This is a genomic window from Kiloniella sp. (genome assembly GCF_048259265.1).
Lineage (GTDB): Bacteria > Pseudomonadota > Alphaproteobacteria > Kiloniellales > Kiloniellaceae > Kiloniella.
The window spans coordinates 372,118-395,222 of record NZ_JBLXHT010000002.1; the positions used below are offsets into that span (position 1 = coordinate 372,118).

Annotated in this window: 29 protein-coding genes and 2 tRNA genes; 13 read left to right on the top strand and 18 right to left on the bottom strand. The window is 43.9% G+C overall.

Annotation, left to right across the window (positions count from 1 at the left end; genetic code table 11):
* Window positions 1-64 precede the first annotated feature (64 nt).
* The 3 genes from ACN0QW_RS04915 to ACN0QW_RS04925 all read left to right on the top strand — a co-directional run bounded on the left by ACN0QW_RS04915 (window position 65) and on the right by ACN0QW_RS04925 (window position 1,726).
* Entirely contained in the window at window positions 65-1,117 is a 1,053-nt protein-coding gene (locus ACN0QW_RS04915) for a phosphotransferase family protein (RefSeq protein WP_417429270.1), read from the top strand.
* Entirely contained in the window at window positions 1,110-1,433 is a 324-nt protein-coding gene (locus ACN0QW_RS04920) for a hypothetical protein (protein ID WP_417429272.1), read from the top strand. The genes ACN0QW_RS04915 and ACN0QW_RS04920 overlap by 8 nt, the downstream gene beginning before the upstream one ends.
* Before the next feature lie 167 nt (window positions 1,434-1,600).
* The gene (locus ACN0QW_RS04925) at window positions 1,601-1,726 is read left to right on the top strand and encodes a hypothetical protein (RefSeq protein WP_417429274.1); all 126 of its coding nucleotides are present in this window, start codon (window positions 1,601-1,603) and stop codon (window positions 1,724-1,726) included.
* A gap of 150 nt (window positions 1,727-1,876) precedes the next feature.
* On the opposite strand, the gene ACN0QW_RS04930 is transcribed toward ACN0QW_RS04925, so the two are convergent.
* The 3 genes from ACN0QW_RS04930 to ACN0QW_RS04940 all read right to left on the bottom strand — a co-directional run bounded on the left by ACN0QW_RS04930 (window position 1,877) and on the right by ACN0QW_RS04940 (window position 5,054).
* Window positions 1,877-3,865 (bottom strand): MHYT domain-containing protein, encoded by a 1,989-nt coding sequence (locus ACN0QW_RS04930; RefSeq protein WP_417429276.1) that lies wholly within the window; start codon window positions 3,863-3,865, stop codon window positions 1,877-1,879.
* A 186-nt stretch (window positions 3,866-4,051) separates the two neighbouring features.
* Window positions 4,052-4,522 carry a helix-turn-helix domain-containing protein gene (locus tag ACN0QW_RS04935; RefSeq protein WP_417429278.1) on the bottom strand — a complete coding sequence of 157 codons (471 nt, stop codon included), beginning with the start codon at window positions 4,520-4,522 and terminating at the stop codon, window positions 4,052-4,054.
* 292 nt (window positions 4,523-4,814) lie between these two features.
* The gene (locus tag ACN0QW_RS04940) at window positions 4,815-5,054 is read right to left on the bottom strand and encodes a hypothetical protein (RefSeq protein WP_417429280.1); all 240 of its coding nucleotides are present in this window, start codon (window positions 5,052-5,054) and stop codon (window positions 4,815-4,817) included.
* 359 nt (window positions 5,055-5,413) lie between these two features.
* Here ACN0QW_RS04940 and ACN0QW_RS04945 point away from each other — a divergent pair, with 359 nt between their 5' ends.
* From ACN0QW_RS04945 to ACN0QW_RS04955, 3 genes are all read left to right on the top strand, one after another.
* Complete coding sequence (locus ACN0QW_RS04945) at window positions 5,414-6,871, top strand: sodium:proton antiporter (protein ID WP_417429282.1); 1,458 nt, start codon at window positions 5,414-5,416, stop codon at window positions 6,869-6,871.
* A gap of 181 nt (window positions 6,872-7,052) precedes the next feature.
* Window positions 7,053-7,376: an antibiotic biosynthesis monooxygenase family protein gene (locus ACN0QW_RS04950; protein WP_417429284.1), complete on the top strand. Its 324-nt coding sequence runs from the start codon at window positions 7,053-7,055 to the stop codon at window positions 7,374-7,376.
* Between the two features lie 102 nt (window positions 7,377-7,478).
* Window positions 7,479-8,468, top strand: a complete 990-nt coding sequence (locus tag ACN0QW_RS04955) for an alpha/beta hydrolase family protein (protein ID WP_417429286.1) — start codon at window positions 7,479-7,481, stop codon at window positions 8,466-8,468.
* A gap of 78 nt (window positions 8,469-8,546) precedes the next feature.
* Here the strand turns inward: ACN0QW_RS04955 and ACN0QW_RS04960 are convergent, their stop codons facing one another.
* Window positions 8,547-9,377, bottom strand: coding sequence for a universal stress protein (locus tag ACN0QW_RS04960; protein ID WP_417429288.1), 831 nt, complete (start codon window positions 9,375-9,377; stop codon window positions 8,547-8,549).
* Window positions 9,378-9,668: 291 nt separating this feature from the next.
* On the opposite strand from ACN0QW_RS04960, the gene ACN0QW_RS04965 reads away from it, so the two are divergent.
* Entirely contained in the window at window positions 9,669-10,142 is a 474-nt protein-coding gene (locus ACN0QW_RS04965; protein ID WP_417429290.1) for a DUF192 domain-containing protein, read from the top strand.
* A 37-nt stretch (window positions 10,143-10,179) separates the two neighbouring features.
* Here ACN0QW_RS04965 and ACN0QW_RS04970 read toward each other — a convergent pair whose 3' ends face one another.
* Window positions 10,180-10,482, bottom strand: coding sequence for a hypothetical protein (locus ACN0QW_RS04970; RefSeq protein WP_417429292.1), 303 nt, complete (start codon window positions 10,480-10,482; stop codon window positions 10,180-10,182).
* A 245-nt stretch (window positions 10,483-10,727) separates the two neighbouring features.
* Complete coding sequence (locus tag ACN0QW_RS04975) at window positions 10,728-11,081, bottom strand: putative quinol monooxygenase (protein ID WP_417429294.1); 354 nt, start codon at window positions 11,079-11,081, stop codon at window positions 10,728-10,730.
* Window positions 11,082-11,167: 86 nt separating this feature from the next.
* On the opposite strand from ACN0QW_RS04975, the gene ACN0QW_RS04980 reads away from it, so the two are divergent.
* Both ACN0QW_RS04980 and ACN0QW_RS04985 read left to right on the top strand, forming a co-directional pair.
* Window positions 11,168-11,491: an ArsR/SmtB family transcription factor gene (locus tag ACN0QW_RS04980; RefSeq protein WP_417429296.1), complete on the top strand. Its 324-nt coding sequence runs from the start codon at window positions 11,168-11,170 to the stop codon at window positions 11,489-11,491.
* Window positions 11,492-11,644: 153 nt separating this feature from the next.
* Window positions 11,645-13,222, top strand: a complete 1,578-nt coding sequence (locus ACN0QW_RS04985; RefSeq protein ID WP_417429298.1) for a peptide chain release factor 3 — start codon at window positions 11,645-11,647, stop codon at window positions 13,220-13,222.
* A gap of 113 nt (window positions 13,223-13,335) precedes the next feature.
* On the opposite strand, the gene ACN0QW_RS04990 is transcribed toward ACN0QW_RS04985, so the two are convergent.
* Window positions 13,336-13,674, bottom strand: coding sequence for a DUF1491 family protein (locus ACN0QW_RS04990; RefSeq protein ID WP_299377946.1), 339 nt, complete (start codon window positions 13,672-13,674; stop codon window positions 13,336-13,338).
* Between the two features lie 221 nt (window positions 13,675-13,895).
* Here ACN0QW_RS04990 and ACN0QW_RS04995 point away from each other — a divergent pair.
* From ACN0QW_RS04995 to ACN0QW_RS05005, 3 genes are all read left to right on the top strand, one after another.
* Window positions 13,896-13,972: transfer RNA gene (locus tag ACN0QW_RS04995), tRNA-Pro, on the top strand.
* 65 nt (window positions 13,973-14,037) lie between these two features.
* The gene (locus tag ACN0QW_RS05000; RefSeq protein WP_085902768.1) at window positions 14,038-14,343 is read left to right on the top strand and encodes an ETC complex I subunit; all 306 of its coding nucleotides are present in this window, start codon (window positions 14,038-14,040) and stop codon (window positions 14,341-14,343) included.
* A gap of 19 nt (window positions 14,344-14,362) precedes the next feature.
* Window positions 14,363-14,439: transfer RNA gene (locus ACN0QW_RS05005), tRNA-Arg, on the top strand.
* 266 nt (window positions 14,440-14,705) lie between these two features.
* Here ACN0QW_RS05005 and ACN0QW_RS05010 read toward each other — a convergent pair.
* The 3 genes from ACN0QW_RS05010 to ACN0QW_RS05020 all read right to left on the bottom strand — a co-directional run bounded on the left by ACN0QW_RS05010 (window position 14,706) and on the right by ACN0QW_RS05020 (window position 16,003).
* Window positions 14,706-15,008 carry a Rap1a/Tai family immunity protein gene (locus tag ACN0QW_RS05010; protein ID WP_417429301.1) on the bottom strand — a complete coding sequence of 101 codons (303 nt, stop codon included), beginning with the start codon at window positions 15,006-15,008 and terminating at the stop codon, window positions 14,706-14,708.
* Between the two features lie 121 nt (window positions 15,009-15,129).
* On the bottom strand, window positions 15,130-15,582 hold the full coding sequence (locus ACN0QW_RS05015) for a VOC family protein (RefSeq protein WP_417429303.1): 453 nt from the start codon (window positions 15,580-15,582) through the stop codon (window positions 15,130-15,132).
* A gap of 97 nt (window positions 15,583-15,679) precedes the next feature.
* Window positions 15,680-16,003: a dATP/dGTP pyrophosphohydrolase domain-containing protein gene (locus ACN0QW_RS05020; protein WP_417429305.1), complete on the bottom strand. Its 324-nt coding sequence runs from the start codon at window positions 16,001-16,003 to the stop codon at window positions 15,680-15,682.
* 101 nt (window positions 16,004-16,104) lie between these two features.
* Here ACN0QW_RS05020 and ACN0QW_RS05025 point away from each other — a divergent pair, with 101 nt between their 5' ends.
* On the top strand, window positions 16,105-16,605 hold the full coding sequence (locus tag ACN0QW_RS05025) for a GNAT family N-acetyltransferase (RefSeq protein WP_417429308.1): 501 nt from the start codon (window positions 16,105-16,107) through the stop codon (window positions 16,603-16,605).
* A 43-nt stretch (window positions 16,606-16,648) separates the two neighbouring features.
* Here ACN0QW_RS05025 and ACN0QW_RS05030 read toward each other — a convergent pair whose 3' ends face one another.
* From ACN0QW_RS05030 to cdd, 8 genes are all read right to left on the bottom strand, one after another.
* Window positions 16,649-16,858, bottom strand: a complete 210-nt coding sequence (locus ACN0QW_RS05030) for an ATP-binding protein (RefSeq protein ID WP_417429310.1) — start codon at window positions 16,856-16,858, stop codon at window positions 16,649-16,651.
* A 45-nt stretch (window positions 16,859-16,903) separates the two neighbouring features.
* Window positions 16,904-17,500 (bottom strand): thymidine kinase, encoded by a 597-nt coding sequence (locus tag ACN0QW_RS05035; protein ID WP_417429312.1) that lies wholly within the window; start codon window positions 17,498-17,500, stop codon window positions 16,904-16,906.
* Between the two features lie 39 nt (window positions 17,501-17,539).
* Window positions 17,540-18,508 carry an adenosine deaminase gene (locus ACN0QW_RS05040; protein ID WP_417429314.1) on the bottom strand — a complete coding sequence of 323 codons (969 nt, stop codon included), beginning with the start codon at window positions 18,506-18,508 and terminating at the stop codon, window positions 17,540-17,542.
* A gap of 78 nt (window positions 18,509-18,586) precedes the next feature.
* A complete protein-coding gene (locus tag ACN0QW_RS05045; RefSeq protein WP_417429316.1) occupies window positions 18,587-19,807 on the bottom strand; it encodes a phosphopentomutase in 1,221 nt (406 codons plus the stop codon).
* Between the two features lies 1 nt (window position 19,808).
* Complete coding sequence (gene deoA / locus ACN0QW_RS05050; RefSeq protein ID WP_417429318.1) at window positions 19,809-21,131, bottom strand: thymidine phosphorylase; 1,323 nt, start codon at window positions 21,129-21,131, stop codon at window positions 19,809-19,811.
* Window positions 21,131-21,886 (bottom strand): deoxyribose-phosphate aldolase, encoded by a 756-nt coding sequence (deoC, locus tag ACN0QW_RS05055; protein ID WP_417429320.1) that lies wholly within the window; start codon window positions 21,884-21,886, stop codon window positions 21,131-21,133. Before deoC ends, deoA begins: the two co-directional genes overlap by 1 nt.
* Window positions 21,887-21,890: 4 nt before the next feature.
* Window positions 21,891-22,709, bottom strand: a complete 819-nt coding sequence (locus ACN0QW_RS05060) for a purine-nucleoside phosphorylase (protein WP_417429322.1) — start codon at window positions 22,707-22,709, stop codon at window positions 21,891-21,893.
* Complete coding sequence (gene cdd / locus ACN0QW_RS05065) at window positions 22,706-23,104, bottom strand: cytidine deaminase (RefSeq protein ID WP_299372325.1); 399 nt, start codon at window positions 23,102-23,104, stop codon at window positions 22,706-22,708. Before cdd ends, ACN0QW_RS05060 begins: the two co-directional genes overlap by 4 nt.
* Window position 23,105 lies beyond the last annotated feature (1 nt).

The window sequence follows — 23,105 nt, forward strand, 5'->3', positions numbered from 1 at the left end:
AAGATCTATTTGTTATGAGTTACCCAGATATAGGAACACTGGCTTCATAATAAAAGGACAAGCTGTGGATTTGTCATTGGGCAATAAAATAACAAACGAAGCATTATCTCAATTTGTGTGCAAGGTGTTAGGTCGTCAAGGACTTCGTATTGAAAAGATGTTCACAATGTCCGGAGGTGCAATTCAGGAAAACTGGAAAGTGGTGCTTCGTTCTGTTGAGGACGAACAACTTTTTGTTGTTTTGCGGACGGATGCCAAGACAAAAATTCCGGGTAGCCTATCTAAAAAGCAAGAGTTCGAATTCCTGTCTCTGGCTTGGAAGGCTGGTGTTAGAGTTCCTGAACCTTTTTGCCTTTGTGAGGACTTAAGCATAATAGGAAAGCCTTTTATTCTTTTAGAATACTTGGCTGGTACAACAGATTTTGAACAAATTCGTCAACTTAACATCGGTGAAAAACTGGGCTTGGAGTTGGGGAGCGAACTTGCCAAAATTCATACTATTCAACCCAAGGATAGTCAGGCGACGGTAACGAAATCCAACCTGGATGTAATTCGCCAGAAAATAAAATCGTATCAAGATTTTTTTGATAACCGGAATGATATCTCTTTACCAGCCGAGTGGGCGATGCGGTGGTGTCAATCTCAATTGGAACGTACGGAGCCATCCATCGTTACGATGACGCATGGGGACTTCAGAACGGCCAATTATTTGGCAACACCGAATGGTTTATCTGGATTGTTAGACTGGGAGTTTTCCGGATGGGGGGACCCTTACAGCGATCTCGGCTGGTTTTGTGCAAAATGCTGGCGGTATGGAATGGAAGACTCGCCGGCAGGAGGAATATCAAGCAGAACGAGCTTTTATAAGGGATATAGTTCCGTAACGGGTGTTGATGTTGATGAAACCCGCGTGCTGTTTTGGGAGGTGATGTCGCTTATAAGGTGGCTTATTATTGCAATTCAACAAGGGGATCGAAACTTTGTCGAAGGTGAAAAGGATTTGGAGCTGGGGTTAACAGGGCTGGTTCGACCTTTGGAAATTGAACGAATGTTATTAGAGTTAACACCACCGGAAAGTTGGTCGTTCTCTGAGGCTGTGGAGAATACCTGTGCGTAAATATGTCGAAGCCTTAAACAGACAGGTTTATCAACTCACTTCTGAGTATGAGAGAAATAACACGCCGATACCTTCAGATCTACTCAAGGCAATTAAACGGATCGAATGGATTGCCTTGTCAGTTCTGGAAGCTGAGCCTGAACACAATCCTTTTCCGACATGGGATGAAGGCTTGAGTGAAAAAATAAGAAATAAAAAATTTGATGCGGATCAAAGCCTCTATGACAAGCTTGTCAGTGAGAATGAAAGTTCCTTGCTAAAAATTAGTCCTCGTAGCCTTGTGCGTTATGTTCCTTTACTAGAGACGCCTGATTAGGCTCCTAAATATTTTTATCTCTTTTAGCTAATTGAAAAATAACACCTTTATCTATTTTTGATGTAAATCAACATAATTTGTTCTCTTTTTGTTCTTGACGAAGTTGATACTCTGGGGCATAAATGTTCATACATTGTTCTTGTTGAGTTTGAACTGAGGAGCCTGATATGCAAGATGAAACAAAAATGTTGGATTTTTTACTAAGCAGTTTGGTGGCGTTTGGTAGTTTTGGGTTCTTCCTATTCGTGCTTTCTTATGGTTGGTTAACTGCCTTTAAAGTTATTGCGCAGTAAATTTATTGCTCAGTAAATTTTGTGAAGAACTGTTGCACTTTGACCAGTATTATCTGCCTTACCAGCGATTTTTAGATTAATGATGCTTTTGTCTGGGATGTATCTTTTTTAGGAAAGAGTATTGGAAGGCTTTCTTGTCACGCTGATATTTTATCCAACGGCGGTTTGCCTTTCAGCAAGCTGCTTTTCTAAAGATATTGGCAGCATAACTTCCACTTTTGTGCCGTCGCCTTTTTTGCTTGTGATCTCAAGCTTGCCGCTGAGCAAATCTACAAATGCGTGAACGATAGGCAAACCAAGACCAGTTCCAGACAAGTCAGAAGTAAAGGCATTTTTGACTTGTCCAAACGGTTTAATTGCGAACTCGACTTCTTCTTCGGTCATGCCAATCCCGTTGTCTTCAATAACAATTTTGATGAGCTCATTACATGGCCACGCGCGAATGGTAACCCGACCTTGTGCTGGTGTGTATTGTACCGCATTTGTAATAAGGTTGATCAGGACCTGATATAGTTTACCCCGATCTGAATTTACGGTTTCTGGTAAATCATTGTCCAACAGTACGGATAGGGTTACGCTGTTTTCCTTGGCACGTTTTTGGAGCATGTTGATGGCATCCGAGATTAACGTGGGCAACGTGATATCTGTCAACTCCAGATCTTGAGCATTTTGTTCTACTTTTGAGAGTTCGAGCAGGGCATCCACAAGACTAAGCAGGTGGTTCCCTGATGAAAAAATATCTTCTGAATATCCAACATACGTTTCGCTAATTGGCCCGAATGTCTGTGCCCGCATAATATCAGAAAAACCGAGAATGGCATTTAGAGGTGTTCGCATTTCGTGGCTCATATGGGCCAGGAAATTTGATTTCATTTCATTGGCTTCTTTAGCGCGGGTTGTTTCTCTTAACTCGCGTTCAATTTTTTTACGTACTGAAATGTCTCGTAAAATACCTGTATAGAAAACCTCGTTGTCAATTTTGGTTTCGCCAACCGACAGTTCCAAAGGAATAACTGTTTTATCTTTATGTAACCCGGAAACCTCACGCCCAATACCAATAACGCGGGCTTCACGTGATTCTTCGAACCGTTTAATATATCTTTGGTGTTCTTGGGGGCTGATACCATTGGTTATCATGGCAATATTTTGCCCTAGAGCTTCTTGTGCGGTATATCCAAAAATACGATATCCACCTTCACTCCATTTGCGAATGGTACCCTGTTTATCGATCACGATAATGGCCTCTACGGCCGTATCGAAAATTGCTTGTAATCGTGCTTGATCTGCACGCGCCTCTTTTTCCGCCATCGTACGTCGACGGGCTTCATTGGCCAGATTTCGGACACTTTCTTTCAGGCGAGCGGCAAAGGCTGCCGTGGCAACACCCCCGGCAAGGACCAACGTGCCAAGACCAACAAAGATTGCGAGAACAACATCAGCCAGTCTGCCCGTTGGACCGATATCCTCTAAGATTGGGTAGAAAATCGCTGCTTGCATGGCAATATAGTGCATTGACGCAACTGCGAGCCCAAGTGTCGTCGCAGCGATTATTTGTCGTGCGAAGCGATAAGAAGTTTGGCGTTGTCCATACTCGACAACAGCCAGAGAAATATAAGACAAGACGACGGCAGCTATGACGGATAAAATCACATATTGTGGATCGTAGAAGATAATGGCAGGCATACGCATTGCTGCCATGCCGACATAATGCATTGTTCCGATGCCCGAGCCCATCAAGACAGCACCAATCATTAGCCGGAGATGAAGGTTGTAACGTTGCTGGCTGACCACAGAAAGCGCGGTCAAACTGGCAAGAATTGCCGGGATAATCGAGATAGAAGTCGTTAGGAAATCATAAGTGATCCCGCAGGGAAGTGAAAAAGCCAACATCCCGATGAAATGCATGCCCCAGATTGCACCGCCAAAGGCTAGCCCACCAGCTATTTTCCAGAGTGCACCGCTTCCTTCGTTATTTACGGTAAGTTTTTCGGCGCGCGCCAAACACATCATTCCCGCCCATCCGCCAAATATGGCTATGGCGACTGAAAGTGCAACGAGATCAGGACGAAAAGCCCCAATATATGGTGCAGCATTGCCGGGAAAATCGACAAAAGATGAAAAGTAAGTGTCAATATACATGTGAAAATTCTAGCAGTGAAAACTTACTAAAATCTTTCAAAAAATTACTAGATGCTGCAATTTTCTGAATCTGATAAAAACCACTAAAATGGCTTTTTGTGGGACCTCGCTAATGAGCTTATATGAATTTTAATCGATCGTACTTGGTATGTTTCCAAGGTTGGTGTAGATAGATAAGTCTGTGTGCTACTCTTCAGAGTCAGATGGGTCGCTGGCCACTTTTCCAAGTGTTTTGGCCATGTCCAACAAGCGCTTCCTAACTGTTGTTTCTTCGATTTTGTAATATGCCCTGACCAATTCCAAGGTTTCTCGTCTGGCCATCGGGTCCTTTTGAAAGGGAAGCTCTTCGCTTTCCGCTGCCATGCCTCTTATCTGACCAGGGGAGCGATGGGATACTTCATCCGTCATTTCATCAAAGAAATAACCGATATCAATATCAAGAACGCGGGCTAAATCATACAATCGACTTGCGCCGATACGATTGGTTCCGCGCTCATACTTTTGAATTTGTTGAAATGTCAGACCAAGTGCTTCGCCAAGTTTTTCTTGGCTTAAACCGAGTAGAGTACGCCGTAACCGTAACCTTTGACCAACGTGGACATCAACAGCGTTAGGGACACCAGTAATTCTTTTTGGAAGTGTTTTTTTATTTCTCATGCTTACCCTTGATGGTTGCGATAATCATTTATACTTTACCGCCCTCTTGATTCAAAGTGTTCGCCTGTGAGTGTCGAGTAACATGCTATTAAAGTAAAATATAATTCGGCATATAATCAATAGCAGGATGTATTATGAGTGACTGTAAGATTAATGTATCAATAAAACAGTCATATGTTAATATTTTTATCTTTGTTTTTTTAATAAATTGCTAATAAAGGAGTATTTTAAAGGGGAATTATTTCCTATCGTTGTGAGTAATAGTGTTGGTGTTAGTTACCAGTTGCGCCATTTATGTTTTCTCTGATGATGTTTCAAGATGTTGAGCTGCCTCCCCAAGAAGACGGCCTTCCAAGGATAGTTCCAGAAACCTGATGTAATCTTCTTTCTTTGATACCTTTTGTCGTGCAACGGGAATTACATCCAGTGGGTTTTGTGCATCTAGTTGGTATTGCTGAATGAGGGTAATCAGTTCTTGGCTCAATACTTCCAGACGTTTTTGAATGCCAGGTAGGGTTGTTGGTTTTGTCATTATGTTGCCTTTATACATATGAGTAATTCACAGGATTAATCATATGACAGAGGATCGCCGCAACAACTTTTTATCAATCAATGACTGCATGTCGTGAATTTCTGCTCCATAGGTAGGTAATCCCAAATCGATTGAGGAGCTTGTTGGTGCGTTCTCTTTAACAAAATAATTAATGAGATAATCCCTTGATTTGTTTATCCAGAGTACAAATTAAAGTAACACCAAAACCTTGTTTTTATAGTGTAATGCCTTTAAAAAAATGGACACTGTAAAATTCAATACTCTGGCAAATATAAGACAAAAATATAAAATATCGAGTTCTACTTTATTAAACGAGATAAACAAAGGTAGGGGATAATATGGGAATTAAACCTTGGTTCAGCAGAGCCGTCGTATCCGGCTTCTTAACGCTTCTCGTGGGTATTTTTCCAAGCATTGCGTTTGCTGCTGGGGCGGGGGCCCCCCATCTCGAAGGAAAAGATCTTGGCCTGATTTGGGTAGTTCCTTTTGCTTGTATGCTGCTCTCCATTGCGATTTTCCCGTTAATCGCACCACATTTTTGGCATAAGAACTTTGGTAAAGTATCTGGATTCTGGGCGGTTTGTTTTTTAATCCCGTTTACTATTTTCCACGGTTATGAACTCGCACTCTATGAAACTCTTCATGTTGGGTTATTGGAATATTTTCCCTTCATTATCTTGTTATTCAGCTTGTTTACAGTGGCGGGGGGGGTCCGAGTCCGCGGAAAATTAACAGGAACACCAGTACTCAATACCATTATCTTGTTGATCGGGACGACCTTAGCCAGTTTTATGGGCACCACGGGTGCGGCGATGCTTTTGATCCGTCCTTTAATTCGGGCGATGGAGCACCGAAAGCATAAAACGCACACTGTTGTGTTCTTTATTTTCCTTGTTGCAAATATTGGTGGTTCTTTGACACCTCTTGGCGATCCGCCTCTCTTTTTGGGGTTCCTCAAGGGCGTAGATTTCTTTTGGCCGACAGTGCATATGTTCTTGCCGATGTTATTCTTATCTATCGTACTTCTATTGGTGTATTTTGCGCTTGATAGTTTTTTATACAGCAAAGAAGGCCCTATCATCGTTGATCCCGCAACGGTAGAGCCTGCTGATGAGGCTTCTTTTGCCCTGGATGGTAAAATCAACCTCTTGCTTTTAGTCGGTGTTGTGGCGGCTGTTTTGATGTCGGGTGTCTGGAAGCCGGGCATTTCTTTTAATATCTATCATGTACATGTTGAGATCCAGAACCTCGTTCGCGATGCGATACTGCTGTTTTTGGCATATCTATCCCTTCGGCTTACCAACGATCAAAGCCGGAAAGAAAATGGATTTAATTGGTTTCCAATTCTTGAAGTCGGCAAATTGTTTATTGGTATTTTCATTACCATTATACCGGCAATTGCGATCTTGAAGGCGGGGACTTCTGGTGCTTTGGGAATGATTGTTGAATCTGTAAGTACCTCTGATGGACAGCCTGTAAACTATATGTATTTTTGGGCCACAGGTATTCTTTCAAGCTTCCTTGATAACGCACCGACCTATCTCGTGTTTTTTAATACGACAGGGAGTGATGTTGCGACACTTACCGGAGAGCTTTCAAATACGTTGCTGGCAATTTCTGCGGGTGCAGTGTTCATGGGGGCTAATACCTATGTGGGGAATGCACCTAACTTTATGGTTCGTTCCATCGCAGAAGAAAGTGGTGTCCCAATGCCAAGTTTCTTTGGGTATATGTTATGGTCCGGGGCAATTCTTATCCCGTGCTTTGTTGTGCTGACCTTTATCTTCTTTATCTAGTTTGAAACTAAGGTAGATTTTGTAAAAAGCGCTCCTTTTAGGGGCGCTTTTTATGCCTGTCGGATCTATATAAAAATGGTAACTTTTATTGAACTAGAATATTTAATATAATGAGCTACTACCTTCTTTATGAAAGCTTATTTCGAGTGGAAGAATTTCAAAGAAGAAAGATAATCCAGTAATGTCGCAAATCAGTGCAATAAATTGTATTGAAGTACCCGACGGGTACGAGGAAATCGCAATTGAGACACGTGAACTGTATGTAACTTATTTTAAAAAGCAGCCAGGTTTTGTTTCCTCGACCTTTTATCGGGCGTCGGTTCAAAATGATAAAATTAATTATATCAATATCGTCGTTTGGAAAGATAGAGAATCCTATGATGCCGTTGTCAACAAGGGCTATGAAAACCAGGACGGATTAAACTCTGATGGAATGAGGGTCTTGGGCAAAGGCTTTCCTGCGCCTATTAAGGTTCACCCCGGCGTTTTTGAAATAATTGGGTAAGGTAAACCCTCTATTCTTTTTTTGAGAAGCTCTGATGGAGGTTCAAGTTGCGGCAAATTTCTTTCGTTATATTAGTTTACCTTTCTGTTTCTTCTTTTTTTTTTGAGTTTTGCCGCAAAGGCAGATGAAATCGTTGTTGGGGTCAAGGAATTAGCGATTGAATCTCCGGAACGGACGGTTCCGTTAAAGGTCATGATGTGGTATCCGGCAAGAGCAAGTGGCAAAGTTGTTTATGTTGGCCAAAATGCAGTATTCGAAGGAACTGCAGCACAAAAAAATGCTTCTATTATCTCTGGAACTTTTCCTGTTGTGCTTCTCTCTCATGGTGGGATGAGGTCTGCACCCAACCAAAGCTCTTGGCTTGCTTCTAAACTTGTCAAAAACGGGTTTATCGTTGTGGATGTAAAAGCACCTGCTCTAGGGTATGAGGACGCACTAATTGCAAATCAAGAGTTATGGAAACGTCCTGATGACATTTCGACAGTCCTGACAGAGATTGAAAAAAATCCAAACTGGCGTACGCGGATTGATCATCAAAGAATAGGTGCGGTAGGCTTCTTTCTAGGGGGGACATCTGTGTTAAACCTTGTCGGGGCGCGTATTGATAAGGACAGATTTGTTCAATCATGTGATGAGGTCGATGGGGGAATGGATTGTAAGTGGTTTGAAAAGTTTGATGTGAATTTGCGCGTAATCGATTTAACTGGGCTGGGCAAAAAACACTTGGATAAACGTATTCAAGCTGCTGTTATTATTGATCCTGAACTGACGACGAGTTTTTCTGAGCAAGATTTAAAAGAGATAACCGTTCCTATTAGCATTATAAATTTAGGATCAGAAAAAACCATCCCAAGGGCCCTTAATGCATCTGACCTTGCGAGAAAGATACCAAACTCAAGCTATACAAGAATAGAGAACGCCGCTCATTTTAGTGCATTCAGTGTTTGTAAGCCAAAGGGTGCCTTTATCTTAAAAGAAGAAGGAGGTGGTGATGAAATTTGTGTGTCTGATGCAAAGGTTGGACGTGAAAAACTACACTATCAAATTGCTGATACGATAACGGGCGCTTTAAATAAGTATCTGAAGAAATAGTCAGACACTCATTTTCTGCGAATTTTTACGCCTGATTGATCCTAACGGAACTTTTTGGGATATCCCCTCGTTGCGTTTTTAGTGAGACATGATGATAGGGATTTTTGCTTCTTTAACCAGGTACTTTGTGACACCACCAAGAAGCATTTCCCTTAGGCGGCTATGTCCATAAGCGCCACAAACAATAACGTCACAAGATTGCGCCAATGCTGCATCTTGAATGGTTTGTCCGATAGAGTTTTCTGTTTGGGCAATCTTTACGGTTTCTGCCTCTATATTGTGTCGCTTGAGGTAGTTTCTAACTTCGCTTAGAGACAAGGCGTCCTCTGTTTCTGGTTGAATTGTCAAAAGGAAAACCTTTTCCGCCTTTTTTAATTCACTTAAATTGTCACGCACAGCACGAAGAGCTTCTCTGGTTCCTTTCCAAGCGACCATCATACGCTTACCAATATCTTTTGAAGCGTCAAACCCCCGAGGAATCATAAGGCAAGGCAGGCCGCTGAGGAGGGTAACTTCTTCGACAAGACGGGTTCTAAAACGATCTTCAAAGTGTTCAAATGTTGGCTGACTAACAATGATGATATCCGCAGCATGAGCATGGTCAGCCAAAAGGCTGATATGATCACCTTCTTCGACGATCCAGTTATGAGAAATGTTTTCACGATGACAGATATCTTTAAACTCTTTTTCGAGCTCATCAGCTCTGTTCTCAGCTGATTTTGTCGCATCCAGAAGGTATTGAACTGATGCCCCGCGACCATAAACCTCTACAGGCATGCCGATTGGTGTCGTGATAAAGAGGGCCGATATATGAGCATTGTTTTGTTTAGCAAGGCGTAGGGCGACATCCAGTCGTGTCTGGTGTTCATCGTCATTGGCTAGGTGAACAAGGATGCTATTGTGACTCATCGGTTTCTTCCTCATCGGTGTCTTTGGGACAACAGATTGATATTTCAATTAATATTAACATAAGATGTTATGGTAAAGACAAGATCTTTCTGCTTTAAAGTCATAGCAACGTTAAAGGTAATGTTGTTGGTGTATTTATTACTTGTTTGTAATTTGTACAGGCATTAGCGTTTTGAAAGTTAGGTGCCGCCAACCAAATGAATTTGGTTTTGATATTGTACGATGAGAGATTGATAAAGTAGGCGAGTATTAGCAGGAATCCTGAAATTAATAGGAATAATTGTAACCGCAATGTCTTTTATCTGGACACATATATATAAGATTACTCTTTTGTTCGGGATGATCTTTATTGCGACCAGTATCAGTGTCGCACAAATTGTATTTGAAAAAGATACTCTGACTATTTTTTCTGCAACTGGTAAAGCCCATAAATTTAACATCGAGATTGCCTCTACTAATGAAGAGCGTTCTCAAGGGCTTATGTATCGGAAGAATATGGCAGCAAATGCGGGCATGTTATTTGTTTATAATAAGCAGAACAATGTCACGATGTGGATGAAAAACACCTATATTCCGTTAGACATGTTGTTTTTTAACTCTGAAGGTAAAGTTGTTTATATAAAAGAGAATACGACCCCACACTCTACAAAGACCATCGCGTCTGGTCAGGATGTTATCGGGGTATTAGAGCTTAACGCGGGAACGACATTCCAGCTCGGCATCAAAGTCGGCGATATCGCACAGCATCCATTGTTACAAAGATAGTGCAATAATCAGAAGTGGTTATTTCTTAATCCTTGGACTAAACCTCTGGCTCTAGAGCTGCTTTTTCTAGTTGCTTCCAGCCTTCACCAGCGGCAACCAGACAGCTAATACCATGCGGTGTTGTTACAATAATGGTCCATGTTCCACCATCTTTGTTGGTAAGAACCTCAATTAAACCGCCTTTATTCGTAACGCCAACAGCTTGAGTTTTTTCACTATACCGATCAGAAAGCATTTCAAGAATACTATCGCGCTTATCGCACTGATTTTGTGCATAAGCCGGTAATGTCGTAACGAAACCCGTAAAAGAGATCACAGCTAGGGTGATGTACTTTAGCATAGGGGCCTCCTTTCAAGGGTGCCATATAGAGCGAGCACCTGCTCTGCTTAATATATTGCGCTAGGTATCTTAAATTTCAATTAAACCAAGTTCGTTCAACTTTTGGGTGAATACGATCTGTTTTTTTAGGTGTGATAGTTATTTGTTTTAAAACAAATAGATAGTTGCCTTCTTGGCTAAAAAGGAACACAGATTTGTGATGTTGCTGTGAAAAATGTTTATGCTCCCTTTTATCATTTTAAATTTTAGGAAGGGTGTGAACTCGCCATTGTTAGCCATGTAATTTCCATATCACCCTCTATGTAAGACAGCCTGTCTTTTAAAAAATATTGCACATAGGGTTTGTTCAGGTGATCTTCTAAATCTTTCTTACTGCGCCAAACTTCATAGAAGACAAATAGATTTAAATCATGTCGATCTCTATGAACATGATACTGCATTGCGCCTTCTTCACGGCGGGTCGGTTCAACTAGTTCTAATAGTCTTTTTTCCAATAAATCACTCATTTCGGGTTTGGCATGGACACGACCCACTAATGCATAAGGGGCCTTTTCGTTCGGTTGAGTTTCCGGGAGTTCAATTACAATATTCGTGGACATTGGCTTAACCTTTGGTATGATTTATTTCATACCTATGTGCTTAGTTGTGTTTAAGGTACGAGTCAAATCATACCTATGGAGATAAAATGCCAGATGATGAAGGACACCCAAGTGTTGATGAGATGCAACTTGGTAATGTGTTATCAGCGCTTTCTGATCCTTTGCGCAGAAGGGTGATCAGAGAGTTATCACTCGCACCTGTTGGATGTGAGCGAACGTGCGCTTCTTTTGAATTGCCTGTGTCAAAGGCCACAACGACGCATCATTTCAAGGTAATGCGCGAGTCTGGACTTATCAGGCAGGTTAATCGTGGGAATAGTCGTGCCGCTCAATTGAGAATAGAGGATATCGAGAATCGATTTCCCGGGTTATTGGATATGATCCGGTCAGAGCAAGGCATGACAAAATAGGTATAAGAGTATTTCTCTTCTGACGCTTTAACCTGTTCGGTCTTGACCTCAACGCGAATAAAAGAGATTGTCCCGGCAGAATAATATATGTGCATATTAAAGTTTACAGGAATGTGTACATATTTGTGTACACATTGGTAGAAAAACAAAATCATGTCTTCTGAAATTGCCAAACAGGCCGAAGCCCGCCGCACCTTTGCCATCATCTCGCACCCGGATGCGGGTAAGACAACACTGACAGAGAAGTTACTGTTGTTGGGTGGTGCTATTCGTATGGCTGGACAGGTGAAGGCCAAGGGCGAAAACAGACGAGCGCATTCTGACTGGATGAAGATTGAGCAGGCCCGTGGTATTTCGGTTACGACTTCGGTTATGACCTTTGAATACGAAGGAGCTACTTTCAACCTGTTGGATACACCGGGCCACGAAGATTTCAGTGAAGATACTTATCGTACGTTGACCGCGGTTGATTCTGCGATCATGGTGATTGACGCGGCTAAAGGTATTGAGGCTCAAACGCGTAAGCTTTTCGAAGTTTGTCGTCTGCGCGATATCCCTATCATTACCTTTGTGAACAAGATGGACCGTGAAGGTCGTGAAGTCTTTGAAATTCTGGATGAAGTTGCCGAAGCTTTGGCGCTTGATACCGTGCCGATGGTTTGGCCTGTTGGCGGCGGCGGTACGTTCAAAGGCTGTTATGACCTTGTCCGTGAAGAAATGATCCCTTTTACCGGGGAAGATAGCTATGGCACGCCCGTAAAGGCAGAGCTTCTGGGCGATGAACTGCCTAATCTTATTCCGAGCGATCAGTACGATACACTGCTGGAAGAAGCAGATCTGGCCATGGATGGCTATCCTGCTTTTGATCTGGAGAGCTACCGCGAAGGGCACCTGACGCCTGTGTATTTTGGATCTGCCTTGAAAAGCTTTGGTGTAAAGCAGCTTTTGGATGCTGTGTTGCAGTTTGCCCCGGCACCAACGACGCAGCCCGCAGAGCCCAAAGAAGTTGAACCTTCTGATAGCAAGGTTACCGGCTTTGTCTTTAAGGTGCAGGCAAACATGGACCCGAAACATCGGGACCGTATTGCCTTTATGCGTATCTGTTCCGGCAGGTTTAAGCGCGGCATGAAGCTGCATCAGATGGGCACGGGTAAATCCATGAGCATCCATAACCCGATCATGTTCTTTGCCCAGAACAGAGAACTGGCAGAAGAAGCGTGGCCGGGAGATATTATCGGCATACCTAATCACGGAACACTTCGGGTAGGTGATAGTCTGACAGAGGGCGAAAACATCCGCTTCTCTGGTATTCCAAGCTTTGCCCCTGAAATCCTGCAACGGGTTCGTCTTGACGATCCGCTCAAAGCCAAACATCTTTCCAAGGCTTTGGAGAGTTTGGCGGAAGAGGGGGTCACACAGGTCTTCCGTCCGATCATTGGCGCCAGCTATATTGTTGGTGTTGTCGGGCAACTACAGCTGGAAGTCCTTTTGGCTCGAATAGAGCAGGAATACGGCATTAATGTTGGTTTCGAGGCCGCACCATTTGTCACCGCCCGTTGGGTAACATCAGACGATGCTGCTGCGATGAAGCATTTCCTTGATCGCAACAAAGGTTCGTTGGCAGACGATAGAGATGGATGCCCAGTTTACATGGCTCGTAACCACTGGGACATGGGTCGAATTCAGGAAGATAACCCCAAGCTCAACTTTACGGCGACCAGAGAACGATAGGGGCTGTAACTGCGACCTACTGATTAGAAGTCAGTTCTTCTATCGTGCAAATATTGACCAGATCATTATTGGTCTAATCAAAATGGCGTAAATCTCCGGTGTTAGAAAAGGCGTTAGAGAATTTCTCCACCAAAGGGGTTTACGCCGTTTCTGTCTTCGAACTCGACAACCCAAAGATCAGGGTCGCGGTTAACGGCCCGTTCGACATATTCATGGGCCGCGTAGTCATCCATAAGCTCGCCTTTGTTGGCCGCTAACCATGCCAGATTACCGTCTATATCCCGTGTCTGGCTTAATACCTGACAGCCTGGTCCCAGAAGATTGATCTTCAGCAACAAACTCCCGCGATCGGGATCACCCTTGTGGATAATCATGGCCGGGATTCCATTTTGATTGGATTGTCTGACCTGTGCCATGATCCAGAGATCAGATCCGAGGGCGTTTTCTGTCATAACTGCTTATTAAACCTTGTTATATCTACACGATCTTAAGGGGAATTTTTGAACCTTCGATGCTTGATAAGTGACTTTGTTTTGTCACTTTTTTAGCCGTTAGGGTTAAAGACTTTCTTAAGTTATTCAGCGCATTGTCTCTTTTAAGGCGAAAATTACAATGATTTAAAAAAAGATTGTTGCCTTGCGTGTTACTCTGTCTTATACGATGTTCGTGGAAACGGGGAGTAGCGCAGCCTGGTAGCGCATCTGGTTTGGGACCAGAGGGTCGGAGGTTCGAATCCTCTCTCCCCGACCACTAAGATTATATCGTTGGCAAAATTATATCGCTGGTTTTCTGAAGACCTGATACTAGAGGTAAACATGCAAGTTCGTATTTATCAGCCGCCGAAAAATGCAATGCAGTCTGGTCGTGCAAACACCAAACGCTGGCTTGTTGAATATGAACCTGACGCAGCGCGCGAGATTGAACCGCTTATGGGCTGGACATCTTCTCGTGATACGCGTGGACAACTTCGTATGTGGTTCGATAGTAAAGAAGAAGCGATTGCATATGCACAACGTCAGGGTGTTATGTACAGCGTTGAAGAGCCAAAGGAACGGAAATTAAAGCCCAAAGGATATGGCGATAATTTCAGTACCACCCGCCTCGGTCGTTGGACACACTAATCACCTTAAAAAGAATAAAGCGCCCGTAGCTCAGCTGGATAGAGCAACTGACTTCTAATCAGTAGGTCGCAGGTTCGAATCCTGCCGGGCGCACCATATACACCCCTGATACTCTTATGAAAATGAGTGTCAGGGGTTTTCACTTTCAAGGGTGTTTACTTTTTTGACCACGACTCTCACACAGTTTCTTAATCGTAGCAGTAGCGTTTTTTCTGTGTTGAATATTTTTGCGTCATCTTCATAGTCTCATGACCAGTAATGGACAGGACCATATCCCAGTCTTTTGTCTGTTCGTAAATGATTATCGCACTGGTGGTAACATAGTCTCAAAGGCAAAAATCATTGTACGAGAAGCTGAGGACTTACTTGCAAGGCCAAGATTTAGTAAACCAACTGACCATCAAATCGAAGGACGGTTTGCTACGTTCTTTTGGCTTTTCTCTAAGATTTTTCATAACGATTTTTTTAACTTTTTCGTTATTCATGTCGCTTGGAGGGCAAATATACTCATTGTATTCAAGGGTATCGTACGCCGCTTGTATGGGAATGTCGCAATCTTCTTTCCCTGCGTTACATGCTTGAAAAAGGTCATTTCCGCTATCGGTTTTATCTGCATAAGCAGAGCCACTGAGACATATGATAATAAGAGTAGTAAAATATTTCATTAATTTTCCGATTTTAAATAAGGTAAACACCCAGACAAAGAAGGAAGAGGGCGAGGTTTATCTTTATCAAATGACGCACTGCAATACGAACAAAATGTTGCTTATTCAAATGAGCTGTAGGTTAAGTCGCTGACCATTTAGGATCGTTTGCTACCAGTTCCACAGTGTTTCCATCCGGGTCGCGGGTGAAAATCCCACGCCAGCCAATCCAGTCGAACAATTGAACTCTGTAATCCTGATTGATCCGTTCGTACCAATCCATCACAGCCTGTTGCTCTTCATAGGGGAGTGATAAGGCAATGTGGTGCAGCGATGACCTTGCTCCAGTTTCAGGTAGTTGATCCTCAACGGTGTCTGTTCCGTTGGTTTCACTGTCAGGGCGAAACAATGCAAGAACGCTTGTGTGACCGCCAAAGCCCTCTGCAATTTTGAAAAATGTCACTCTGTCATCCACGTCTCCGGCAAGGTGCTCTAATCCAATCACCTCACCATAAAACTTCATCATTGCTTTCTTGTCACGGCATCGGATCGCAATTTCACCTAATGCCCGTACTTTAAAATCTCTTTCTTTCATAACCGGCCTCACCAAAGGGTTTCATAAATTATTCTTCTCGTTTTTAAAATTGGTTGGATACTGATTAAATTATTTCTGAGTAATGGAATGCAGAAAATTACTTCTCATGATAAGAAGGCTCACCTTCTGGTGTACGTTTGTAACTTCTGCTTTTTAGTACTTCCAGCTTATCAAATCCTGCGGAGACCAGCTCATCAAGGCTAAAGCCTGCTCGCCTTGCCGCGTCGGTAATTAGAAACAGGCAATCCACATACTCGGTGATATCATCAGGGCATTCGATTGCTTCCTGTGCCTCATCAATCAGGTGACGGAGAGGGCCAGTGGGGCCTTTTTCTGTGCCGAAGGTTGCTTCGCTCCAGCTTTGATGTGCCTGATAAAGTTTTAGGAAATTCTGGGCTGTTTCGTGAGTATTTTTAATCATATTTTCCGTAAGAAGCTTTGTGAAAATTTAAATGTAAATCAGGCGAGGTTCCTTATAGCATAGCGCTTGTATGTGAATAATCATTTTAGTGGGGGAGTGGGGTGAGCATTAAAGTTAGGCTGGCAAGTGAAGAAGATGCTGAAGAGCTCTGTGTTATTCTGAATGAAATTATAGAAATCGGTGGCACGACAGCAATGGAAGAAAGCTTGGATGTTGATTTGTTCAAGTATTACTTTCTAACGGGAGATCATTGTATCTGTTGTCATGTTAGCGAAGGCCGTGATGAATCAATTACCGGATTTCAGGTTCTGGGGCGACACCCGGAACTTCCCAAAGACTGGGCTGATATTGGAACCTTTGCCAGAGTACATCCTCGTGTTTACGGCGTCGGTAAAGCTTTGTTTCCCATAAGCTGCGCATATTTGATCCGTAAAGGTTTTTCTACGATTAACGCAACTATTCGGGCCGATAACACCAGCGGTCTTCAGTACTATGAAAAGGTGGGGTTTGCGACCTACAAAACGGCAAAAGCAGTTCCGTTAAAAGATGGTACTTTGGTCGATCGCTTTTCTAAATCTTATGAATTGAACAGTATCAAATAATAAAGGTACAAACTAACTCAGATCGGGAGAAGGTATCAGAGATTTAAGAGTGAATGATTCTCTCGTTGGGCAGGGTAATCGTTACTTTGGTACCTTTGCCCAAATCACTTTCGATCTTAAGTGTTCCTTGATGGAATTCGATGAGCTTTTTAGTGAGCGAGAGGCCAATCCCTGTGCCTAATGCTTCTGTGGTTTGGGATGTTCTATCCGAACTAAGGGCTCTAAAATACGAGGTCGGTCCGCTTAATCCCATGCCGATACCAGAATACTCGCGATGGCTATATCAAGTGAAAGAAGCTCATTCGTATGGTTTATTCCGTTCAAGAACTTCTAATTTGAAGTGCTTGCGGCATACGGGGACATAACGGTCGTTGCCTCCAATTTCAACTTGCGAACCTTCCTGAATCGGTGTGCCGTTCTCATCCACACGCATGACCATCGTTGCTTTGCTTCCACAGTGGCAAATCGTCTTGAGTTCATTAAGCACATCTGCCCAAGCCAGAAGCTGTTGGCTGCCTTCGAACAGGTTGCCTTGGAAATCTGTCCTCAGACCATAGGCTAGTACCGGAATATTTAACTCGTCCACGATTTCGCTGATTTGGTAAACCTGCGCTTTTGATAGGAACTGAGATTCGTCAACAAAAACGCAATTGATTTCCCGTTGCTTTATTTCATCCCTAGTCATCTGCAGCAGATCGTCTTCTTTGCCATAGATTAATGCTTCGGCCTGTAAGCCGATCCGTGACGAAATCTTCCCCTTGCCATAACGGTCATCCAAAGCGGCGGTGAACAAAAGCGTTCCCATGCCACGTTCTTGATAGTTATAGCTGGATTGCAAGAGAACGGTGGATTTCCCTGCGTTCATTGATGAATAGTAAAAATAAAGCTTGGCCATAAATGCGTCAGATACAGAAGTTGAGAGTGTGCGACATACCTATAGGCGTGCCAGCAATTTGTCTATGGTCACTTGGTCGGCGAAGGCATTTTCTATGGAACATTTTGTGATGTCGGCCAGTTCCTGATCGCTGAGGTTAGATTCTCGGGATGCAATGGCATATTCATTTCCGATTGATGTGTGGAAAAAGGGTGGATCATCAGAACTCAGGGTTACTTTGCAACCTGCATCCCGTAATTTCAGGAAGGGATGAGCGCCAAACTCAGGGTAAACGCCCAAGGCGATATTGCTGCCGGGGCATACTTCGAGTGTTATATTCTCGTCAATAAGGCGAGAGACAAGATTGGGGTCTTCGATTGATCTAACACAATGGCCAATACGTTGAACGGGTAAATGATCAAGTGCTGCAATAATGCTTTCTGGCCCCGCCATTTCACCCGCGTGCACATTGCACGATAGCCCCGCATCATGGGCGATATGAAAAGCTTTGGAGAAATCAGATGGGTGATGGGCATTTTCATCGCCCCCCATACCGAAACCGACAACAAGGGGATGTAGGGCCGCAACCGTCTGCTTCGCGACCTCAACGGCCTGTTCTGGCCCAAGGTGGCGCACACAGGTAACAATAATACGTCCAACGATACCGAAATCTCTTTCGGCGTCGGTTATGCCAGCAATAATACCATCCAGATGATCTTGGTACCCCATACCAGCCATAGCCGCGTGATCAGGGGAAGACATGACTTCGACATAGATGGCACCTTCTGATGCGCATTGTTTGAGATATTCGTAGGTTACATCTCTGTAATCCAAAGGTGTTTTGATCACGGCACTTGCAAGATCATAAGCTTTTAAAAACTCTAAAAATGTCGTCCAGCGGTAATTTCCTTCGGCATCAAAAAGGCCATCAGGTAGGTCCATTGAATTACGCTGTGCCAAACGTTTGACAAGATCCGGAGAAGTCGTTCCTTCCAGATGTACGTGTAACTCAGCTTTTAGAACCATCATATCTCTCGCTTGTTTTTGTATCTGTTTCTTTGACTTTTGGCTCCTCAGAAAGAAAAGCCAGAAGTGATTAACCAGAAGTTATAGAAATGACTTTCCTGTTTCTAAAGTACCGATACTCAAGAAGGAGGCTATGCTCTGTCCGATATCTGCAAAGCATTCCCGGGTACCTATGTTTTGTGTTTTTATTTGTGGGCCGAAAGCCAAAACAGGAACGTTCTCTCGGGTATGGTCCGTTCCAGGCCAAGTTGGGTCACACCCGTGATCCGCAGTGATAACGACCAGGTCGTCGTCTTTCAGTATTGATATGAGGTCGGGAAGTTTTCTGTCGAATTGTTCCAGCGCTGCGGCATAGCCAATAACGTCTCTCCTGTGGCCGTAGAGGCTGTCAAAATCAACAAAATTTGTGAAGGTTAAGGACCCCTCAGGCGCTTTTTCTACCTGTTCTAACGTGCGTTGGAAAAGATCGTCGTGCCCCGAGGCTTTTATCACTTGTGTAGGTCCTTGATGAGCATAGATATCGGCGATTTTACCAATTGCAATCATGTCCCTCCCAGCTTCTTTAACTTTATCTAATAAGGTTGGATCGGGCGGTAAGACGCTGAAATCACGCCTATTTCCTGTGCGTACAAAGGTGTCGGGCGCGTCGCCAAGAAAAGGTCGGGCAATAACACGACCAATGTTATAGGGATCGACAAGAACGCGTATTTTTTCGCAAAGATCGATAAGCCTATTCAGGCCAAAGGTTTGCTCATGTGCTGCAATCTGGATAACGCTATCAGCCGAGGTGTAGATAATCGGCTTTCCGCTTTTCATATGCTCTAGGCCGTACCTTGCAATAATGTCAGTACCAGATGCATGACAGAGACCTAAAGCCCCGGGGAGCTCTCCGACTTTGATAATGTCTTCCAGAAGCGGGCTTTCAAAACAAGGCGTTTTGTTCGGAAAGTATCCCCAGTCAAATGTCACAGGGACGCCTGCTATTTCCCAATGCCCGCTCGGTGTATCTTTACCCTTACTTATTTCGCTGGCAGCACCATGTAACCCGATAGCCTTGGTTTGAGAATTAAAGCCTTGGGGGTAATTACCTGTACTTTGAAAAGCAGCATGCCCTAAACCAAGGCTTTCCATGTTCGGCAAATAAAGGGGGCCTTGTCTGACGCCTTCTTTATCTGCATTCCCCAGGCCACATTGTTCCGCGATGTGCCCTAGGGTATTCGAGCCGGTATCTCCAAAACTACCAGCATCCGGTGCTCCGCCAATACCAAATGAATCCATTAATAATATAAAGGCTCTAGCCATATTAGCTCACTAATGACTTTAAGATTGGATGTTGTTGATTAGGCATTTTATCTGCCACAGAAAGACCGTTTAGATATTGAGCTTTTGCCCGTGCTAATTGATCTTTAGAGTTGGCGTGTATGCGCGCAACAGGACAGGAAGAATCAACGTAAGTTCCTAGCCGAGCTATGTGATCAAAACCGACGGCATGATCAATTTCCTGTCCCGGCTTGGAACGTCCGCCACCAAGGGCAACAACGGCCATACCGATTTCCCGCGTATCCATAGAGGCAAGATACCCCGATGTATCCAGATAGATATCCTCACAGTAGGTTGCTGATTTCAGATAGCTATCCGGCTTTTCACAAAAATCTACAGGGCCACCCAGACCTGAGATCATTTTCTGGAACTGTTCAAGAGCTTTGCCATTGGATAGAACAGTCATGATTTTATGATGGGCATCATCGTATGTCGTTGCCAACTCGCCCAAGATCAAGAGTTCAGAGCAAAGTGACATGGTTATAATATCGGTACGCTCTTCTTTCATTTCTCCTGATAAGTAGGACCAGGCCTCTTTTACTTCCAGCGCATTTCCTGCTGATGAGCCGAGGACTTGATCCATATCGGTGATGAGAGCTCTGGTCGGTAAACCTGCGCCGTTGGCAACGCTTACAATAGTTTCTGCTAACTCTTCAGCCATAGACAAGGTGCCGGAAAAGGCGCCGCTGCCAACCTTGATATCCATCACCAAACGATCCAAGCCAGCAGATAGCTTTTTGGAGAGGATGGATGCGGTGATCAGGGGAACTGCTTCGACCGTTGCCGTAATATCCCTGATCGCATAAAAACGCTTGTCTGCGGGGGCTAAATCACCTGTTTGTCCGACAATGGCACAGCCGGCAGTTTTCGTGACGGATTTCAGACGGTTAATATCAATCGACGTTTGGTAACCGGGTATTGCATCCAGCTTATCCAGCGTACCGCCTGTGTGACCTAGACCGCGACCAGAGATCATAGGGACATAACCGCCACAGGCAGCAACGATAGGGGCGAGCATCAAGCTTAGTTTGTCACCGACCCCACCAGTTGAATGTTTATCCAGTACCGGACCCAAATTACGTAATTCAGACCAGTCGATTGTATCACCTGATTGAGTCATGGATTGGGTTAAGCTGACGGTTTCAGCATTACTCATTCCCTGAAAGAACACAGCCATTGCCAAAGCGGCGATTTGGCTGTCGCTCATATCGCCTGACGTGATTCCTTTGACAAAGTAAGCGATCTCTTCACTGCTAAGTTCGTGCCCCTCACGTTTTTTTCGGATTACTTCTTGGGGAAGAAACATTAGTAGGTGCTTTTTTGCTCAGAATCAGTGGCTTGGTCTAAGACGCTCAATAGATCAGTCAAAAGGCCGCTTGCACCAAATCTGAAATTATCTGCACAGACCCAGTTTTCGCCCATGATACTTTGTGCAAGTTCCATGTATTCGACGGCTTGGGCATGCGTTTTAATACCGCCAGAGGCTTTGAAGCCACAATTTTTACCGCTATCTTTAATTGCTTTGAGCATTGTTTGTGCGGCTTTGATTGTCGCGGATACGTTTGTTTTACCTGTTGAGGTTTTGATAAAATCAGCTCCGGCGTTAATAGCTGCAATACTCAAGTCGTAAAGACTGTCCATATCATCGAATGCACCACTTTCAAGGATGACCTTGAGCGCGACCTGATTCCCGCAAATATCTTTGCATGTGCGGATCATTTCTGGTGCAGAATCTTTATTTCCAGCAATCCATTCTTTGTAAGGGATCACCAGATCAACTTCGTTACCACCAAGTGCGATGATGTTTTTTGTCTGTGAAATGGCTGCTTCCAACCCTTCATCGCCCGATGGAAAATTGGCTACGGCAGCAAAATTGACATCCTGTCCCTTAAGCTCATCTTGGCAGACGGGCAGAAAAGGAGGATAAACACAGACAGCTGCGACAGAGGTAAAGGGCGTTACTGCTTTTGAACAGAGAGCTTGGATGCTTTCGTTTGTGTCATCATCAGAAAGGCTTGTGAGATCCAATAGGCTTAAAGCTAATTTTGCATTTTTTATCATGATCTTATCCCAAACTCTTCAGATAACTACTTACCAGTTTAATTAAGCTTTTGGCGGCAATCTTGGCATTGCGCATGGTTTGTTCATGGGTGAGAGCCGTATCACCCATACCTGCACCGTAGTTTGTAATAATCGACATTGCTGTAGTGGGTATACCTGCACGCCTTGCCAGAATAACTTCCGGTACAGTGGACATACCAACGGCATCCGCACCGAGGATCTTTGCGGCTCTTATTTCTGCGGGTGTTTCGAAGTTTGGTCCTGAGAACCACATATAAACACCTTCGTGTAGCTTGATCTCGTTTTCATCAGCAACAGCTTTCAAGGCTTGCCGTATGGCGGGATCGTAAGCATCGGTCAGATCAACAAAGCGATCATTCCCACGCGCACCAATCAGGGGTGACATGCCGGAATAATTGATGTGATCTGTAAGTAACATCAGGCTTCCGGGGCCAGCTTCGTCGCGTAGACTTCCAGCTGCATTGGTCAGAAGCAACTGCTTACAGCCAACGGCTTTGATTGTCTCAATTGCTGTCAGCATACCAGTGGCATCACCATTTTCATAATAATGGCTTCTGCCTTGTAAAATGAGGACTTCTGTTCCGTTGATTTGCCCAAGAATCAAAGACCCGGCGTGTCCTTCGACGGAAGGGCGCGGAAAGCCGGGAAGATCAGTAAATGAAATAGTGGTTGGGTCTTCTACGGCTTCAACAAGGGGGCCTAAGCCAGACCCGAGGATGATAGCTACTTCTGGGATAACGCCATTAAGGCGGCCTTGAATAACGTCTAAAGCATTATTCGAGGATTGATTTTGGTTTGTCATTTATTCAGATTATCAGGTCCAAATGAAAAGGGAAGAAGGTCTTCGATTGTAAAGGTTTTACGCAGCCCCTCGGGACCGCAAACGTGAATTTGTGTTTCTGCATTTGCAAACTCACGAATTTTTTGCCGACATCCACCACAGGGTGTAACGAGTGCATCACCATCACCCATGACATAGATTTCAGCAATTTCTCGACTGCCATTTTGCACCATGGCAGAAATCGCGCCACCTTCGGCGCATACACCTAACGGATAGGCTGCATTTTCGACATTACATCCATTATAATATTGCCCATCTGTTGATCTTATAACAGATCCAACATGAAACTTGGAGTAGGGGGCGTATGCCCGCGACATGTTCTCTTTAAGTTGAGCTATTATTTCGGGTCGTTCCATC